The following is an 18594-nucleotide window of genomic DNA, read 5'->3' as shown; positions in this document are numbered from 1 at the left end:
CTTGCTAATATTCTGTTTTACATTAGTATTTGGTAAGCGACTATCACACTCTAAAAAGCGCTAGAATAAACAATCTCTTACACTACAGGACGTACCAGATGAATGATGACTTTCTTTTCGCAGAAGATGACGATGAAAATGAAGTAGATGATCTGGGTAGCTGGAAAGTACTCATTGTTGATGATGAACCCGAAGTACACGCCGTTACCAAGCTGGCGCTAAATGACTTTAGTTTAAATGGCAAAACCCTTGAGTTTGTTAGTGCCTATAGCGGAGAGGAAGCGAAGGCCATTTTCAAAACCCATGATGATATCGCCGTTGTGTTACTTGATGTTGTTATGGAGACTGACGACGCCGGTCTTAAAGTGGCGGAGTATGTTCGTAACGAATTAGACAATCATTTCACGCGTATTATTTTGCGTACCGGACAACCTGGCCAAGCTCCTGAAAAAGATGTCATCATTAATTACGACATCAACGACTACAAGTCGAAAACCGAACTCACCGCGCAAAAACTTTTTACTGTTATCATTGCAGCCCTCCGCTCTTATCGAGATATTATTGTCATCGAAGAAAATAGACGCGGCCTTGAAAAAATTATAGATGCGTCTGTAGATTTATTTTCCTCCCGTTCCCTCGAAAAGTTCATGCAGGGTATTATTCAACAGCTTGCATCTATTTTGGGCTGTTCAAAGGATGCTGCCTACATTACCACTGCGGTGGCAACCACATCGCGTACTATCAACACCAGCAACAACAAACTGGGTGACGACGAATTATATGTTTTTGCTGGCAACGGCGAGTACGCCAGTAAGGAAGGGGTGCCTTTAAAAGACGCGATTAGTGCTCAGGAATACGCATTGTGTGCAAGAGCCATGCGCGACAAACAAATAGTCTATGCCGAAGATCACGTGGTGGCTTATTGCAATAGTAAGACTCACAATGGCGCACTTTTGTACCTGTCAGGGTTGCCTAGAAGAATTGGGGAAAGCGATCGTCATCTGGTGAAACGCTTTTCAGACAGTGTTCAGCTTGCTTTTGATAATGTACTTAAAACCGTTGATGTTGAAGCAACACAAAAAGAAATAATTGAGCGCTTAGGTCGTGCGTTAGAGCATGAATCGAATGCCTCTAACAACTTGACAAGAACGGTTGAAATGGCGCAGCTTTTAGCGACTAAAGTCGGACTAAATGAGCAAGATATTAACGCGCTGCGCCTTGCTGTGCCGCTTCATGATATCGGTACTTCTATCGTTCCAAAATCTATTTTGCAAAAAACAACGCCGTTAACCGAAGAAGAAGTATTCAAAATACGTCAGCACGCCGAATTTGGCTATCAGATATTGCAAGACTCCAGCCGTCCGACTATTCAACTTGCGGCAATGCTTGCGAAACAGCATCACGAACGCTGGGATGGGAAAGGGTACCCGGATGGACTTAAAGGTGAAGAAATTGATATTAAAAGCCGCATAGCGACCTTGGTAGACGTGTTTGATGCATTATTAAATGCTAGACCGTACAAGCCTGCGTGGACAATTGATAAAGTCGAAGCGGTGCTAAAAGAGGAAAGCGGTAAACACTTTGACCCTCAATTAGTACAATGCGTGCTAGATGACCTTCCCGCTTTTCTAGCTATTCAGGCTGAGTTCCCTGACGTAAAGTAACTCATTTCCCGTTATTTACGAAAGGTTATGCGTTACAATAACGCGGTAGGCGCTAAAAATTAATGGACAAACAGGTGCTCATAAGCACCTGTTTTTTTTGAAGCCAATACTCGTATACTTAGGCTACCGTTTGCTTAATCTATTGAAGCTTGTTTCTCGTTAAGATTGGTTAACTTAAATCTGACAAGCCTTTGAGCTAGTAGTCTTGAAAAGTAACCCATGTGTTAAAGAGACGAGTTGCAGGCTTACTATCTAACAAGAACAGGAACACATTATGTACATGATGGCAAAACACCTTCACATGACCGCCGTTGGCTTAAGCATTTTATTGTTTGTTTTTCGCTTTATATGGAGCCAATTCGATGCCTCTGTTTTAAGCAAAAAGTGGGTTAAAATTCTTCCTCACATAGTTGATACAGTGCTGTTAGCAAGCGCTATCTGGCTGTGCGTTATTCTGTCACAATATCCGTTTGTGAATGCATGGCTAACATTTAAGGTTGTTGGTGTGGTGCTTTATATTGTGTTTGGGTTATTTGCGCTGAAAAAAGCTAAGACAACCATGGGTAAATGGAGCTTTTTCGTAGCAGCACTTGCTGTATTAATGGCAACGGCGATGGTTGCTGTCACTAAACAACCTCTTTTTTAAGATTTAACTGGAAATAGATAATGTCTGAATCTCAACAGATTATTAATGTGGGTAACGTTGACGTTGCCAACCACTTGCCTTTCGTTTTGTTTGGTGGAATGAATGTACTTGAGTCTCGCGATCTCGCTATGCGTATCGCAGAGCATTACGTTGAAGTTACGCAAAAGCTAAATATTCCTTACGTTTTCAAAGCATCATTTGACAAAGCGAACCGTTCATCGGTTACCTCGTACCGCGGGCCTGGAATGGAAGAGGGGTTGCGTATTTTCGAAGAAATTAAGTCGACCTTTAACGTTCCACTTATCACTGATGTGCACGAGCCTCACCAAGCGGCTCCCGTTGCCGAAGTAGTAGATGTTATTCAGTTGCCCGCTTTCTTAGCGCGCCAAACCGACCTTGTGGTTGCAATGGCAAAGACTGGTAGCGTTATCAATGTGAAAAAGCCCCAATTTTTAGCACCACATGAAATGCGTCACATTATTGGGAAACTAGGCGAAGCGGGTAACGATAAGGTTATTCTTTGTGAGCGTGGTAGCTGCTTTGGTTATAATAATCTAGTTGTGGATATGCTTGGCATGGACGCAATGAAAGAATATGCGCCAGTAATATTTGATGCGACTCATGCGCTTCAAATGCCGGGCGGTCGTGCGACGTCTGCAGACGGTCGTCGAGCGCAAGCTGCACAGCTGGCCAGAAGTGGGATGGCGTTAGGTTTGGCAGGACTATTTATAGAAGCGCATCCTAATCCTGATGAAGCACTTTGTGACGGTCCTTGTGCGTTGCCATTGGCTAAATTAGAGCCTTACTTGCAACAGATGAAAGCATTAGACGAGTTAGTGAAAGGTTTTGACGCGTTAGATACAAGCAATACCTAAGCAAGTAATTGATGGCGTATGCCGGTGCAAGCACCGGCATGCGTATCAGGTGTGTGAGTTGCTTATTCCGTTTCGGAAACGTTTACGCGCTCTTCACCTTTTGCCATTGCTAATAAGTTCTTGTGAAGCTGAACTTGCGTCTCTTCAGCCAAGATTGCTTTCGATTGTTTTTTCACAAGGATATGTGCGTCGTTTTCTGGCAATACTTCAGCCATCTTAACGCTGGTCATTGCAGTGTTGATTAACGATTGTAGATTGATCTTTTCTGGTTGTGCGTTAGCATTTGCAGCAGCGCTCACAAAAGCCATTACAGAAACACTAGCTAAAAGTAACTTTTTCATTTTCACACCTAATAAAAATAATTAAATAATTGTTGATGAATGTTAAAATGTTTAACAAATGTTCATCATAAAATGCTGAAATTAAATGCTCTTTTTTAATTTCGGGTAAATTATAGTCAACAGGTGGTGGAAAATAAAACGAGTAAAAGTATGGGTTGTCATTAGAAAAACTAATGAATTTGTCATGCTTCGGTCACACTGGATTAAAAACGATATATGCACCGACGTTTACCCCCTCTTAACGCCTTGAAATCGTTTGAAGCGGCTGCGCGCCATTTGAGCTTTACGAAGGCTGCTGATGAACTTTTTGTTACTCAAGCAGCGGTGAGTCATCAAATCAAAGCGCTTGAAGATTTCTTATCCATGAAATTGTTTCTACGTAGAAATAGGACTCTGCTTCTTACAGAAGAGGGGCAAGCTTATTTCCTCGAATTAAAAGATATCTTTAAGAACTTACAAGACGCGACAGAAAGATTGCTTGCAAAGGGAAGCAAAGGTGCCATTACGGTAGCCATGCCACCAAGCTTTGCAAGCCAATGGTTAGTGCCCCGTATTCATAAATTTAGTTTGGCACATCCAGACATCGACGTACGCATAAAAGCCGTTGATTTCGATGAAGGCTTTTTAGAAGACGATGTAGATGTTGCAATATATTACGGTAAAGGTCGTTGGGCTGGTCTTCAAGCCGACCAACTACATCGGGAATTCCTGACGCCGCTCTGTTCGCCTATGCTTTTTCAAGGCCCCAAACCTTTATCCAGTTTATCCGACTTAAGACATCACGTGCTGCTTCACGACTTAAGCCGTACGGCATGGAAGAATTGGTTGAAGCACGTAGGTGTGGTTGGCGTAAACGTTAACCAAGGCCCGGTTTTCAGTCACTCGATGCTAGTTTTACAGGCAGCGGCGCTAGGGCAAGGTATTGCGTTGGGTAATACGGTACTTGCAAGGCCAGAAATTGAAGCGGGGAGACTGGTTATGCCGTTCGAGGAGCGAGTGGAGAGTCGTGACGCGTTTTATTTAGTGTGTGAGGAATCACAAGCTGAATTAGGAAAGATTGCTGCATTTAGAGACTGGATCTTAGCGCTGGTTGAAGCTGAACAAGAGGATTTACTGTAATATGACTACATCGAATGCCACCGCTGAACAGCCTGGTTTTGACATTGAATTGCATGAAGCCGATAAGCCTATAGCGTGCTTAATATTGGGCCACGGAGCTGGTGCGGGCAAGGAACATGAGTTCATGCAAGCGATGGCGTCGGAGCTTGTTGCAAAAGGCATATCGACCGTGCTTTTTAACTTTCCTTATATGCAAACTATAAAAGCTACCAGTAAGCGTAGGCCTCCCGATAAAGCCGATAAACTTATGTCACACTTTACTGCGGTGATTGAAACCTGCAGTAAAGATAACAAAGCCTTGCATAACTTGCCTGTGTTCATCGGTGGAAAGTCGATGGGCGGGCGAATGGCGACTATGGTGTATGAAGCGGTGAGCAATGTAAAAGGCGCGATAGCGCTGGGCTATCCGTTCCACCCTCCTAGTAAGCCAGAAAAAACACGCACCGAACATCTGCAAACGGCGTCTAAACCTTTGCTTATTATTCAGGGTGAACGAGATACCTTTGGTACGAAGAGCGAAGTGGAGAGTTACAAAAAGAACGGCGTGTTATCTTCCATGATTGAGTGCTCTTATTTAGAGGACGGCGATCACAGTTTTAAGCCTCGAAAAGCAAGCGGAAAAACGCAGGAAGAACATATTGCTAAAGCTGCCACACTTACCGCGTCTTTTATAGAAGCCAATTTAAATAATTAATGATGAATTAGAAATCAGAGCGAACGACTAATTTAATGAAAACTGAAAAACTTGGGTTAGCCACCGTTGCTAAACCTTATCTTATTGCAGGCGCATTGCTAGCTGGCCTTTCGGTCATATTAGGTGCGTTCGGCGCACATGGATTAAAAAGCGTGTTAACTGCACAGCAGCTCAACACTTTTGAAATTGGCGTGCGTTATCAAATGTATCACGCATTAGCCTTACTGTTTTTGCCAGCCCTTTCAGGGGTTGTCTCATCAACGTGGGCCAACAGAGTAGCGTTTTGTTTCGTTACCGGTACGGTGTTGTTTAGTGGAAGTTTATACGCGCTAGGAATGAGCGGCATAAAATGGTTTGGGCCGATAACCCCTTTAGGGGGCATGTTCTTTATTATCGGTTGGGTGTTGTTAGTAATTGGGCTGATAAAGGGTCATAAGTTCACGAAGCAACATCTAGAGGGGCAAAACAGCGTTAATGAAAGGTCGGGGGCAGATAATGTCTAACACCAGTATTTTAGGGTATTGCCGACCTGGGTATGAAAACGATACGGCTAACGAACTTACATCTCGATATGGTGAAGCCCAATGTTATGGCTACCCAGTGTCGAAGAAGAACAGTGGCTTTGTACTTTATCACTTATACGATCCCTCGCAGTTGGAACAAACCATTACTCAGTTTGCAGTTCACGACAGTATTTTCCCTCGTCAGCTGGTGGCAGTTTTTGCCACACTAGACGATATAGAGAAAGAGGACAGAGTAGGGCAAGTACTCGAGGCTTTGAAAGAGGTTGAAAAACCATTTTCAATTTTTGGCGCCATAGACGTCGAGTACCCAGATACAGAAGAAGGTAAAACCCTCGCAAAGTTTTGCCGAAAGTTTACGGTTCCTCTTCGCCAAGCGTTAAGAAAAGCGGGGTGGCTTACGTCTAAGGAAAATCTGGGGAAACCTAAACTGCATATTTTCTTTGAGTCATTTGAGATTTGCCATATTGGCTATACATTACCCAGTCATGCTAGTGGCGATCACTTGGGTATTTGTCGATTGAAGTTCCCAAGTGATGCGCCGAGCCGCTCGACACTGAAACTTGAAGATGCCTTAGTGAATATGCTTAGTGATAAGCAGCAGACTAAAGTACTTCGAAGCGGAGGACGTGCCGTGGACCTAGGTGCATGCCCAGGCGGTTGGACTTATCAGCTAGTTAAGCGCGGAATGTACGTTGAAGCTATCGATAATGGACTTGTAGCAGATAGTTTAATGAGCACGGGGTTGGTTGAACATCACGCGGCAGACGGGTTTACCTATCGACCACAATTTGGTCGTGTAGATTTGCTGGTATGTGATATGATAGAGCAACCCGATAGGGTAGCTAAATTGATGGGTGATTGGTTAGTTAAGCACTGGGCAACGCACGCAATATTCAATTTAAAGTTACCTATGAAACAACGTTATGAAACTGTAGTTGAAGCCATGACGTTGCTAAGAAGCCGATTAAATGCTTTGGAAGATGCATTTGCGGTGAAGGTGAGGCATCTCTACCACGACAGAGATGAAGTTACAGTAACAATTGTTCGCACTTCAAAAGATGAGGTGTGATTTTGTTATTTTTCAAAAAAGTGTCATTAATTAATAAGTTATTGATACTTAAAGAAAAGAATTAATGGTGGCGCGGATTTTGGCAAACGAATTTAAGGTTTATGCTAAAAAAGGTGTAAATCTGGTATAGAAATCCTTTATAATCCGGCCGTTTTTTTACTCTGAACCAATGAAAGTGAACTAATGTCAGACTTATCTCATTACAGAAACATTGGTATTTTCGCCCACGTAGACGCGGGTAAAACTACCACAACAGAACGTATCTTGAAGCTTACTGGTAAAATCCATAAAACTGGTGAGGTTCACGATGGTGAATCAACAACTGACTTCATGGAGCAGGAAGCTGAGCGTGGTATTACCATCCAGTCAGCGGCAACAACCTGTTTCTGGAAAGATCATCGCATGAACATCATCGATACTCCGGGACACGTTGACTTTACAGTTGAAGTATATCGTTCACTTAAAGTACTAGACGGCGGTATCGGTGTATTCTGTGGTTCTGGCGGTGTTGAGCCTCAGTCAGAAACTAACTGGCGTTATGCTAACGAATCAGAAGTTGCGCGTGTAATCTTCGTAAACAAACTAGACCGTATGGGTGCAGACTTTTACCGTGTAGTTGGCCAAGTTAAGAAAGTACTTGCTGCTAACCCACTAGTAATGACGCTTCCAATCGGTATCGAAGACGAGTTTAAAGGTGTTGTTAACCTTCTAGACATGAAAGCGTATATCTGGGACGATTCAGGCCTTCCTGAAAACTACGAAATCGTAGACATCCCTGAAGACATGGTTGAGAAAGCTCAAGAATATCGCGAGCAAATGATCGAAACTGCTGTTGAGCAAGACGACGACCTAATGATGGCTTACATGGATGGTGAAGAGCCGTCTCTAGAAGACATCAAGCGTTGTATCCGTAAAGGTACTCGTGACCTAGCGTTCTTCCCAACATACTGTGGTTCTGCATTTAAGAACAAAGGTATTCAGCTAGTTCTTGACGCGGTAATCGACTTCCTACCTTCTCCAACAGAAGTTGATCCACAAGATCTAACTGACGAAGAAACTGGTGAGCCTACTGGTGAAGTTGCAACAGTATCTGTTGACGAGCCGTTCCGTGCGCTTGCATTCAAAATTATGGACGACCGTTTTGGTGCCTTGACGTTCGTACGTATTTACTCTGGTAAGCTAAACAAGGGTGACACCATCCTTAACTCTGCTACAGGTAAGACTGAGCGTGTTGGCCGTATGGTTGAGATGCACGCTAACGACCGTACTGAATTATCATCTGCACAGGCAGGTGACATCATTGCTATCGTAGGTATGAAGAACGTTCAAACTGGTCACACGCTATGTGATCCGAAGAGCCCTTGTACACTAGAGCCAATGATCTTCCCTGAGCCAGTAATCTCGATTGCGGTTAAGCCAAAAGATAAAGGCGCTAACGAAAAGATGTCTCTTGCTATCGGTAAGCTAGTAGCAGAAGATCCATCTTTCCAAGTTGAAACTGACGAAGATTCAGGCGAAACCATCCTTAAAGGTATGGGTGAGCTTCACCTAGATATCAAAGTAGATATCTTGAAGCGTACTTACGGCGTTGAGCTAGAAGTAGGTCAACCTCAAGTTGCTTACCGTGAAACTATCACACAAGCAGTTGAAGACAGCTACACGCACAAGAAGCAGTCTGGTGGTTCTGGTCAGTTTGGTAAGATTGATTACCGAATCCGTCCGGGCGAAACTAACTCTGGCTTTAAGTTCGTATCTACCGTTGTTGGTGGTAACGTACCTAAAGAATTCTTCCCAGCCATTGAAAAAGGCTTCAAAGGCATGATGGAAGTAGGTCCTCTAGCGGGCTACCCAGTACTAGACGTTGAAGTTGAACTATTCGACGGTGGTTTCCACGCAGTTGACTCATCAGCAATCGCGTTCGAAATCGCAGCGAAAGGTGCATTCCGTCAGTCAATGCCAAAAGCTGGTCCTCAGATTCTTGAGCCAATCATGAAAGTTGACGTGTTCAGCCCAGAAGACAACGTTGGTGACGTAATCGGTGACCTTAACCGTCGTCGTGGTATGATCAAAGACCAAGAAGCTGGCGCTACTGGCGTTCGCATCAAGGCTGACGTACCTCTATCTGAGATGTTTGGTTACATCGGTCACTTACGTACTATTACATCTGGTCGTGGTCAGTTCTCTATGGAATTCAGCCACTACTCAGCATGTCCTCAGAACGTAGCTGACAAAGTAATTGAAGAAGCGAAAGCACGTAAAGCTGCTAAGTAATTAGCCTTTGCGAACGTAAGCTGACCTTGGGTTAGCTTACGCTTCAAGAAATACTAAAAAGCCGGTCGCATGACCGGCTTTTTTTATGTCGAATTTCCCGTCTTGAAATACTTTTAGTACATCTTATACGGCAGAAACTTCCCTGACATAACTACGCTGACGCGGTCACCTTTAGGATCGTTTTCGCGCTGTAAATCCATAGAAAAATCAATGGCGCTCATGATGCCGTCGCCAAACTCTTCATGAATTAATTCCTTTAAGGTAGTGCCATACACATTCACCAATTCATACCAGCGATAAATTAGCGGGTCAGTAGGGACTTCTGTTGGTAACGAGCCTTTGTAAGGCACAATTTGAAGCCAGGCAATCGCTTCGTCGGTAAGCTCAAGTAATTCGCCCACGGCTTCAGCTTGCTGCTTTGTCATGGCCATCTGGCCTAAACAGGCGGCAGTACTCCATTCTTTCGATTGGCCGACAACCTCAGCAATATGGCTCCATTTTATGCCTTTTAAAATCTTGGCTGACTGGATCATGTCGGTAACTTGGGTTCTCGATGTAATCATTTGCATTTCCTTAAAGGTTTAGTTAAACAAAATGAGCGTAACTAGATTGCTGAAAATAAGTGCCAGTATTAGCACCTTGTACACAAAAAGAGGGTGTCGTTTTACTAACGGCTCGTACTCCGTATGTTGTGATGGATTTGGGTAGCGAAGCGAAAAGAGAAACTCAGATAGTGTTGAGAAGCGTTTGTCAGGGTTCACATGTAAAGCGCGTTTAAGGGCGCTATCAACCCAATTGGGTATAGGTCGTTTAGGGTCTAGTGCGGTTTGGTATGTTAACTTTTTCTGCTCGGCCAAGGTGCGACAGTGAGCGAGCTTTGTACGATAAGGGTAGCGACCGCACAAAAGATAGTAGGTGAGTACGGCTAAGGAGAACAGATCAGAGCGCTCTGAGCCGACGTTTCCTATAAAGTACTCAGGTGCGGCAAAAAGTGCCGCGCCAGGAATAGGTGTGTCACTATAAAGGCTTGGGGCATCGGCTAAGGCTGCTGAGCCCAAGTCTATAATAGTACAGTGCCCTTGTTCGCTAATAATAATATTGTCGGGGCGTATATCCCTGTGAAGAATTCCCTGACGGTGCATTGCCTGTAAACCTTTACCAACCTGCTCAATTATATTCCTAACTTGCTCTAAAGGCGGCGTAGGATTATCAACAGCCCATTGAGCTAGCGTTTGACCTTGTACATACTCACTAACGCTGTAAAAAGCAGAGGGAGAGTACGGTAAACCCAAATCAATAAACGTTGGGCTTTTAATAACATGTGACGAATTAATCCGTCTCGCAAACCAGCTTTCTATTAAGAACCCATTTAGCATTTCCGGTGATAGGGTAAAGTCGGTAGCCGGCGTTTTTACAACCACAGGGCTGTTTGTGTTTATAGCTTCACAAAACGAATGGGTGGCGATAAAAACATGACTTCGGGCTGACGTATAAAGCTGTCGCTCTAACTTCAACCCATCAATTTCATCACCCGTTGAAAGATTGGCGGTAGCGGGTTCTTCGCATACTTGTAAATCAGACTGCTGATTTGAGTAATTAACCACAGCATCAGATACCTCGGAATTGGTTATCAGCTGGTCGCCCAACGGCCTGTTAAGTACAGATGAATGAGGTGAACTTGAAACGCCGGCATACGGTGGGTGACTGTGAACGTTTAGGCCATCAGCGCTAGCTACAAGAACCTTTACGAGAAGTAAGGTGAGGTTGTCATCGCTTCCTCTAGTAAATGCCTCATGTACTACCAACGCAGCTTGGTTTTCAGGAAGCGTTTCGGACTCATTGATTTTCTTTAGAATGCTAGGTAATGATACAAATTCATAAACCCCATCGCTACTTATCGAAAGCGTACTCGATGAATTCAGGGTGAGCGTTGTATGATCGATGTCTATGTTCGTTTGAACACCTAAAGCCTTAGTAAGGTAACTCTGCGAAGGCTCACTTTCCGATACTTGACGATGAGGTTTTGTGAGTAAGATAGGCGATTGTGCGTTCTTAGAAAGAACTTGAATTTGGCAATCCCCCACATGAAACACATCCACGCGATTGCCCGTTACCACTGCCACTGTAAACGTGCACACATAACCTTTTTCTGGTGTATAGCAAAAGGGGCTTTTCTGCGTACGAGTATAAAGTAGCGCGTTTATTTCTTTGATAATGGTTTCTGCGCGCGACTTAACTGACCATTGTTCCGGCGCCATGTTAAACAGTCTAATAAACTGCCTGGTCGCAAAGTCACTAGCAATCTGACTAACCGTACTGCTACTCACACCGTCAGCGATAACAAAAACACTGCTTTGATTTGGGTTATCAGAAACATGGAAAGCGTATGCATCCTGGTTTATCGCTTTTACGCCGGCTGTAGAAAATGCACTTACACTGAGCGTGTTAGCTGGCGGATTAAATGGGGCGTTAAGCGGGGCTTGCTCATTCATGTTTTATTGCTTCTTACCTGCATATTTAATCTTGAGCCCAATTAGTTACGTCCAAGGAGAGTGGATAACGCCATCATGCCTTATAGGGACAAGGCATGATGGCTTTAATATAAGTGCCTTAATTAAATAGGTAGTGTTTGCGAGGCAGCGGCCTTATCAACAGGGATAGTACGTTTTGGTAGCGTCTTAACATGGGTGGTGTATAGGGTTAGTCCAGTAAAGGCGAGGCCCCCAACAAGGTTTCCGAGTGCAGTTGGGATCTCGTTCCAAATGAAGTAGTCCATAACCGAGAAGTCGCCGCCCATAATAAGTCCAAATGGGAAAAGGAACATGTTTACTACTGAGTGTTCAAAGCCCATAAAGAAGAACAGCATGATTGGCATCCACATGGCTAATACTTTTCCGCTGACGTGGGTTGAAATCATTGCTCCCACTACGCCTAGCGACACCATCCAGTTACACAGCATGCCGCGAATGAAAATGGTGAACCATCCAGCAACGCCGTGTTCTGCATAGCCCAATGTACGAGCTTCGCCAATGCTGGCTACCTTAGTCGCAATGGCACCGCCATCCACGTTATACCCCATGGTAAAAATAAACGACATCATAAAGGCAACGGTTAATGCGCCACCAAAGTTACCTAAAAATACTAACCCCCAATTCCGTAGAATTTGTTTTGGCGTGACGCCAGGTCGCTGTGCAAGCCAAGCAAGTGGGGTAAGTACGAACACGCCGGTTAATAGGTCAAACCCCATTAGATAAAGCATACAGAAACCCACTGGGAACAACACTGCGCCAAGAAGAAACACGCCGGTTTGAACGGCAATGGTAACGGCAAAAACAGCAGCCAAAGCCAGGATTGCACCTGCCATATAAGCGCGGATTAAAGTATCTCGTGTAGACATATAAATTTTGGCTTCGCCTGCATCTACCATCTTGGTTGCAAACTCAGCGGGGAGAAGATAAGCCATGGTTTCACCTCACGTTGTCGTTATTAATAAGTTGTCAGTTATGTGTTGTGGTTTACTGTTTCAGTGCGTTCCAGAAGATCAAAAAAAGGCGTCCGCAGCGCTCTCGTAAGAAAGAACTGGGGACGCCTTTGTCCGAAACTCATGCATTGTAGTAGCTAACAAATAAACCGTTAGTTATATGTACGCCGTTGTACTCTAAAGCCCGTTAGCACCTAAAACTTGTTTAAGCGCCCTCGTACTTTTGTAATTCATTTGTACAAAGCTAAAAAAGTGCCAACAACCAAAATGTACGCAAATGTTTTATTTATTTTTCTTAAAAACAATGACTTGCACAAAATTGTGGTTGTTTTGATAGGCGCTTGCGCCAAGGCACCATTAATTAGCCTGCACTAAAAAGGGGGGATTGTGAGTGTTTAAGGTGCAACCTGCTTTACCATTTCCTACTTTAATGCCTGTTTTAACATTTTTAGCTGACGCTTCATGGCTGGATAAACTTTTGCCTCTTGGGTCTGCTGTGCATATTTTTCGTGCTCAAATAGCTCACACAGTAGTGCTAATGCCTTGGCAGCATCTTCATTTATTAAAGGATTAACCTCAGCCAAATAGGCTGACAAGGTTTTGTTTCCTCTTTCTTTTCCTGTTTTCGCTTCAACGCATTTTATTGCGTTTAGTAAAACTCTGTGTGAGGGCGACAACGTGGTGCGATACGTTTTGGGTAAAAAATACAGTGCTAAAATAAGCCCTATTAGGCCGATGGCGGAAAGAAATACAGCACGCATTTTTTGCGGCGTTAGCGAACCTAGTAAATCTTCAAGCATGTTGGTTTGCGCAGCATTGTCAAAACCGAGTACCCACTTACTCCACGAGTAATCGAGCTGTTGCAACCAGCTTTGTAACGTTGCAAAAATAGCTGCGTTGCTAAGGTCGCCCAAAATACTGGCTTCACGTGACTCCCCCAGCTCTTCCAGCGCACGTTCAAGTCCAAAGGTTAAGCGAGACGGTGCCACCATACTCGTTGGGTCGTGTCGTACCCATACACCATCAATAAATGCTTCCACCCATGCATGTGCATCGTACTGCCTTACTTGAAGTACATTGTCATTAAGTGCGCTCCCGCCCTGATAGCCCGTCACCATTCTTGCCGGTACCCCTGCGGCGCGTAGCACGTACACCATGGCGCCTGCGTAATGGGCACAAAAGCCTGAGCGCTCTTCAAATAAAAAGCGGTCGATGGGGTCGGTAGGCATGGCGTTCGGCGATAGGGTATAGCGGAAGCCCCCTTGATTGAATTCACGCATTATTGCGTTAACTACTTGCTGTGCGCCTGAATATTGTTTGGCAAGTGTCTGTCCCCATGCCCGGGTTTGTGGGTTGCCATTCATGGAAACCTGAAGGTTTAGTTGCGATTCAAAATTTCCTATTCCGCTAGTGATTTGAGCAGTTGGATAGTAGCGCAGATAAAACGCTTTCTTACTGGATATTGGGCTATTCGCCCTTAACGTAAAATCAAAAAGACTTCTTACGAAAATACTGTTCTCGCGGTTGTTGGGTGTCGAAGGCGCTAACGCAAACAGCCACGATTGCTGTGTAGGCTCCACAATCAATTCATAATTTATTACTTGAGCCGTGTTTTCCTCGGCCAACACTGACAAAGGCGATGACTTGCCCATGTAAGCTAGCTGCTGCTCTGCCTGTTTACGTTTGTCGCTAATAGACCAGGTTTTCCCATCAAAATGTTCTAATGTCATAGCGCGCCAATACCTGGATGGCGCATCGGGGACATCTTCTGCGCTTTCAAATGTAGCGCTGAAAGCCAATTCAGAGGAACTCGCTAGTGAAGCAATATCACCTGGTGTCACCGTGTCAGAAAGCCCGGTTTCAGTCGACTTTGACGTGGGCATTTGCCAAAGCGGAGGGAGTTGGGGAAGCAGTAAAAACAGTAGTAGCGCGATAGGGAAGGCCTGGACAATAAGCACGGTCACGAATTTAATACTTTTTGATTTAGGAATTCCTGCGCCATGATATATGGCGGTCGCGAAAAGGAGCAGGGCCAGTATTCCTGTATAGCCAATCCACGCAAATACGCTTAGAGACGAAATAAATCCACAGCCGATTAAGAACAAACAGGTACATACAAGTAAGTGAAAATCTCGTTTTTTCTCAACCAGCATGATTTTGAGAGCGCACGCGACGGTCAATAGGTTAATCATGCTATCAAGCAAACCTACTGAGAAGCCAAACCACGATAATGCGAACACTGCCAATATCGCCAGTAAATTAACCGTGCGTGTTGTCGGCAAACTATTTAACGTACTAAGGCCTGCCATCCGCACTATCACAGCACATCCACTTAGTATAATTACCCATGTCATAAGTGGCGCGGTAAGAGTAAAAAGAATAAAGGAGAATGCTATGCAGAGCATAAGCACAGCCACGGACGTTGGTTGGCTAAACACGCTTTTAACAACGGTTAATTGTGACAAACGGCTTAAGATAGCGGAGCTCATTTTATTGACCTCGCGCTTTCACTCTTTATGGAAGATATTGATACCGTTTTATTTGAGGTTGAAGAAGCTTGTGATGAATGCGAATTCAAACAAGCAAGTGCACTAAGACATTCGTGCCTATGTTTTACCCCATGAGCAGGGGCAATGTTAAGCCCTTTGTACTGTATTCCAAATACCCGGTCTGCGCCTGCCCAAGACAATGTTGCATAGGTAAGTGCCGACACGGCAGTTTCCACATCTATGTTGGAGGGAACTGAAAGTACAAAACTGTCGTTTTGCAAAGAGGTAAAGGATTTCGAAACCCAATTTCCGTTTTTCGCCACATGCTTCCAAGATACACGGTTAAGCGGCTGTCCAACTTCATAATCGTTTAATGCATAGAAGTCTTCGTTACTTGTAAGATCGTTCACCTGACTGACGCTATCTGACTCATTAGAACTGGCAACCTTATTAATAGTGACCGGGCCTTCTTGAGGTTTTGCATAGACAGTAACCTGTTGATCAAAATCGAGGTGGGTCCAGCATTTGTATAATCCCAGCGGAAAATCGCATGCAATGGTTAGTCTGCCCAGTGCAAATTGGCCCCGTGCTGGTATTTGAAGAGGCACGCTAAAGGTTTGCGTTTGTTTTGTATCCGCAGCTTCATTGTCGTTTAAAGAAAAGCTGTACGTCTGCTGATCCACTGAGGTGTCTTCATTGCTTGCATGAACAGCGGTTTCCATGGGGCGAACTGTATTTAGCCACTTTATTGCTAATACACCATTGCACGTTTTCGTTGATGCTGCCGCGTGAGGGATAACCTGAAGTTGCAATTCACCCTGTAAGTTACAGTGAAACGGACGTGGGGGAGCCGCTTTAAGCGCTAAACGCGCAAAGTTGTGGTGAGTATAAAACAGCGTTAATAGCATAATGCTTAAGCACAAATAGCTAAGCAGTAACATCAAGTTGTTTTGGTAGTTAGTACCAAGTAAAAACAAACACAGCGATAAAATTATAAAAGACCAACCGAATCCGCTGGGCAATATAAAAATACTGTTCAGGTTGAGGTGATGTTCGTGAGAAGCCGGAACTCGCCTGTCTAACCACTTCAATAGCCTGTGCTTAAGGTAATTCGACAGTGAAGTTAGCATTCTACGCACCTTTAGCGCTCCGGTAATTCATGAATGCTAGGCTGCCAGCGGGTCAATACTATCAAGTAATTTCTGGCTCAGTTTTTCACCGTCAAAAGCATGGGTTTGCTGCCCTTGTGCCAACTGATGTGAAGACAATGTTAGCCTATGAGCGGTAATGGCCACGAAGACGGCCTGTACATCATCGGGAGTAACATATGATTTTCCGGAAACAAACGCCCAGGCTCTGGCACCTTGGAGTATCGCTCTACTGGCTCGTGGCGATAGCGGGTTAGGGTACTCATTACTTTCTCGGCTTTCACTCACCAATCTTAGTATGTAATGAATAATAGCATCGCTGGTATGAATAGCGGCTACCTCTCGTTGCATCTCGCGCAAATTCTCCTCATTTAGTATTTGTGCAAGTGGTGCTGATGAATCCTGTTGCAATAGCATGGCTTTTTCTGCTTCCCACGCTGGATAGCCTAAGGAGATACGCATAAAGAACCGGTCAAGTTGTGACTCAGGCAAGGGGTAAGTGCCCGATTGATAGCTTGGGTTTTGTGTAGCAATAACAAAAAACGGAGACGGCAGCGCATGGGTTACACCATCTATACTTACTTGTCGCTCTTCCATCGCCTCTAACAGGGCGCTTTGTGTTTTGGGGCTGGCTCTGTTTAGCTCGTCCGCTAACACCACTTGGCTGAAAATAGGGCCGTGCCTAAAAGAAAAGCGCTTTGCCTCGTCTTGTTCATGACTATGAAAAATGTTTACGCCTAGCATATCCGAGGGTAGTAAGTCAGAAGTAAATTGAATGCGGGAATACTGAAGGCCAAAAACTTGGGAAAGCGCATGGGAAAGGGTGGTTTTACCCATTCCCGGTAAGTCTTCAATCAATAAGTGGCCGTTAGCAAGGAGGCAGGCTATCGCGAGTTTTAGCTGGTGATCTTTACCAATAATTTTCTGACTCAGAGCATGTTGTACGTTAATGATGTCTTGGCGCATATAATTGTCACTTAAGTTTAAAATTACTCTGTCACATTACACAATAAGAAAGCGATTGAGGCTTCCTTAAGGATGTTGCGCAATGATGTTTAAATTCATGTTCGAGTTTACATGTTTAGCGAACGATAACGCGTACCGACAACGCGGGGTTCAAAGATCACTACTTTTTAATAATAGCAACGATAGTGAAAGGCTTTCTATTGAAATGCCTGTTAAATTTCATACGCAGGTATATCAGCGTTTCACAGGCGAGTCTCGTGCCTTTTTAAGGGGAAGTTTCAGTGCTTGAGCTTTGTCAATTTTGACAAGAAGAAAGCGGTTTAAGCAGTCATTATCTAACGCGCATGTGACGCGGTTGTGGGTACGAATAAAACACTTTATTGCACAATCTGTATAGATTCGGCAAAACATCTGTTATTAAGTGCTGCGTAGTTTATCTGTGTTGTCTATAATGGTGCCTCTTAAAAAGGAAGTAGTTATGAAAAGCATTGAAATAGATGACGATTTATATGCCTTCATCGCCAGCCAAACGAAGCATATTGGTGAGAGTGCATCACAAATTTTAAGACGTTTACTCTTGCCTGAAGACGGTGCCGTGTCCCATGGTGTCCAATCTGGTGTGGTTTCATCAACCTCTGCAAAAACAAGCGAATCAAAAAGTGCGGAATTGGTAGAAACAGTAGAAAGTGCAAGTGAATCAAAAGCAGCAGCTGAAACGCAAGTGGCGTCTAAAACACCAGCCAAAGCACCCACCAAAGCGACAGCCAGTGCAGCAGTAAAAGCAGCGCCAAAAGCCGCAGCGAAGAAAGCACCAGCTAAAGCAACGGCAGCAAAATCTCCTGCAACTTCGAGGGCAACTAAGAAGACGCCGGAAGTCTCTTCAGCAACGCCAGCAACAGAAGCTCACTCGAAAAGAGACATTCTTGATGCGGTATCGAAAGATGCACTGGGCACATTTACCAAACGCGTTGACCAGTTCTTGTTTGTTTTAAGTGCAGCGCACAAGCTTAATGCAGAAAACTTTGCTCGTGTTGAAAGTATAAAAGGTAAAAACCGTACGTACTTTGCGACAAGTAAGGCGGCATTGTTGGAAAACGGCAGCAGTACTAACCCCAAAGCAATCCCTGATAGCCCGTTCTGGGTGGTAACCAATAACAATACTGCCAAGAAAACGAATATGCTGGAACAAGTTTTGCGTAACTTAGGCTATCAACCTGATGTTATTGAAACCGTGATTGCGCGTTTCTCTTCAGAAGGTAAATAGCAAGCCAAGGTATAGAACAACGAAACTTCTAAATAAGGATTTT

Annotated in this window: 16 protein-coding genes; 9 read left to right on the top strand and 7 right to left on the bottom strand. The window is 44.3% G+C overall.

The features are described from left to right. Nucleotides 1–98: 98 nt before the first annotated feature. From BGK61_RS12500 to kdsA, 3 genes are all read left to right on the top strand, one after another. A complete protein-coding gene (locus BGK61_RS12500; RefSeq protein ID WP_014997978.1) occupies nucleotides 99–1664 on the top strand; it encodes a response regulator in 1566 nt (521 codons plus the stop codon). 274 nt (nucleotides 1665–1938) lie between these two features. Then, complete coding sequence (locus tag BGK61_RS12495; protein ID WP_014997979.1) at nucleotides 1939–2310, top strand: SirB2 family protein; 372 nt, start codon at nucleotides 1939–1941, stop codon at nucleotides 2308–2310. A gap of 20 nt (nucleotides 2311–2330) precedes the next feature. Then, entirely contained in the window at nucleotides 2331–3185 is an 855-nt protein-coding gene (gene kdsA / locus BGK61_RS12490; protein ID WP_014949022.1) for a 3-deoxy-8-phosphooctulonate synthase, read from the top strand. Between the two features lie 62 nt (nucleotides 3186–3247). Here the strand turns inward: kdsA and BGK61_RS12485 are convergent, their stop codons facing one another. Next, nucleotides 3248–3526 (bottom strand): hypothetical protein, encoded by a 279-nt coding sequence (locus tag BGK61_RS12485; protein ID WP_014997980.1) that lies wholly within the window; start codon nucleotides 3524–3526, stop codon nucleotides 3248–3250. 216 nt (nucleotides 3527–3742) lie between these two features. On the opposite strand from BGK61_RS12485, the gene BGK61_RS12480 reads away from it, so the two are divergent. The 5 genes from BGK61_RS12480 (at nucleotide 3743) to fusA (ending at nucleotide 9203) form a co-directional block, all read left to right on the top strand. Then, on the top strand, nucleotides 3743–4645 hold the full coding sequence (locus BGK61_RS12480; RefSeq protein WP_014949024.1) for a transcriptional regulator GcvA: 903 nt from the start codon (nucleotides 3743–3745) through the stop codon (nucleotides 4643–4645). Nucleotide 4646: 1 nt separating this feature from the next. After that, entirely contained in the window at nucleotides 4647–5339 is a 693-nt protein-coding gene (locus BGK61_RS12475) for an alpha/beta family hydrolase (protein WP_014997981.1), read from the top strand. 35 nt (nucleotides 5340–5374) lie between these two features. Next, a complete protein-coding gene (locus BGK61_RS12470) occupies nucleotides 5375–5842 on the top strand; it encodes a DUF423 domain-containing protein (protein WP_076012740.1) in 468 nt (155 codons plus the stop codon). Next, complete coding sequence (gene rlmM / locus BGK61_RS12465) at nucleotides 5835–6932, top strand: 23S rRNA (cytidine(2498)-2'-O)-methyltransferase RlmM (RefSeq protein ID WP_076012739.1); 1098 nt, start codon at nucleotides 5835–5837, stop codon at nucleotides 6930–6932. The genes BGK61_RS12470 and rlmM overlap by 8 nt, the downstream gene beginning before the upstream one ends. 183 nt (nucleotides 6933–7115) lie before the next feature. Beyond that, the gene (gene fusA, locus BGK61_RS12460; RefSeq protein WP_014997984.1) at nucleotides 7116–9203 is read left to right on the top strand and encodes an elongation factor G; all 2088 of its coding nucleotides are present in this window, start codon (nucleotides 7116–7118) and stop codon (nucleotides 9201–9203) included. 113 nt (nucleotides 9204–9316) lie between these two features. Here the strand turns inward: fusA and cynS are convergent, their stop codons facing one another. The 6 genes from cynS to BGK61_RS12430 form a co-directional block, all read right to left on the bottom strand. Continuing rightward, nucleotides 9317–9766 carry a cyanase gene (gene cynS / locus BGK61_RS12455; RefSeq protein ID WP_014997985.1) on the bottom strand — a complete coding sequence of 150 codons (450 nt, stop codon included), beginning with the start codon at nucleotides 9764–9766 and terminating at the stop codon, nucleotides 9317–9319. An 18-nt stretch (nucleotides 9767–9784) separates the two neighbouring features. Beyond that, nucleotides 9785–11695, bottom strand: coding sequence for a bifunctional protein-serine/threonine kinase/phosphatase (locus tag BGK61_RS12450; protein WP_076012738.1), 1911 nt, complete (start codon nucleotides 11693–11695; stop codon nucleotides 9785–9787). 122 nt (nucleotides 11696–11817) lie between these two features. Next, a complete protein-coding gene (locus BGK61_RS12445) occupies nucleotides 11818–12666 on the bottom strand; it encodes a formate/nitrite transporter family protein (protein WP_014949030.1) in 849 nt (282 codons plus the stop codon). A 440-nt stretch (nucleotides 12667–13106) separates the two neighbouring features. Continuing rightward, complete coding sequence (locus tag BGK61_RS12440; RefSeq protein WP_076026085.1) at nucleotides 13107–15173, bottom strand: transglutaminase TgpA family protein; 2067 nt, start codon at nucleotides 15171–15173, stop codon at nucleotides 13107–13109. Then, entirely contained in the window at nucleotides 15170–16303 is a 1134-nt protein-coding gene (locus BGK61_RS12435) for a DUF58 domain-containing protein (protein ID WP_076012477.1), read from the bottom strand. The genes BGK61_RS12440 and BGK61_RS12435 overlap by 4 nt, the downstream gene beginning before the upstream one ends. 36 nt (nucleotides 16304–16339) lie before the next feature. Further along, a complete protein-coding gene (locus tag BGK61_RS12430; RefSeq protein ID WP_076012476.1) occupies nucleotides 16340–17287 on the bottom strand; it encodes an AAA family ATPase in 948 nt (315 codons plus the stop codon). Between the two features lie 478 nt (nucleotides 17288–17765). Between BGK61_RS12430 and seqA the strand changes: the two genes are divergently transcribed. Then, nucleotides 17766–18551 (top strand): replication initiation negative regulator SeqA, encoded by a 786-nt coding sequence (gene seqA, locus BGK61_RS12420; protein ID WP_076012474.1) that lies wholly within the window; start codon nucleotides 17766–17768, stop codon nucleotides 18549–18551. The last annotated feature ends 43 nt before the right edge of the window (nucleotides 18552–18594 follow it).

It is taken from the genome of Alteromonas abrolhosensis (assembly GCF_001953635.1).
In the GTDB taxonomy this organism is placed as follows: Bacteria; Pseudomonadota; Gammaproteobacteria; order Enterobacterales; family Alteromonadaceae; genus Alteromonas; species Alteromonas abrolhosensis.
The sequence above is the reverse complement of the archived record's forward strand: the minus strand, read 5'-3'. Positions and strand labels throughout refer to the sequence as shown.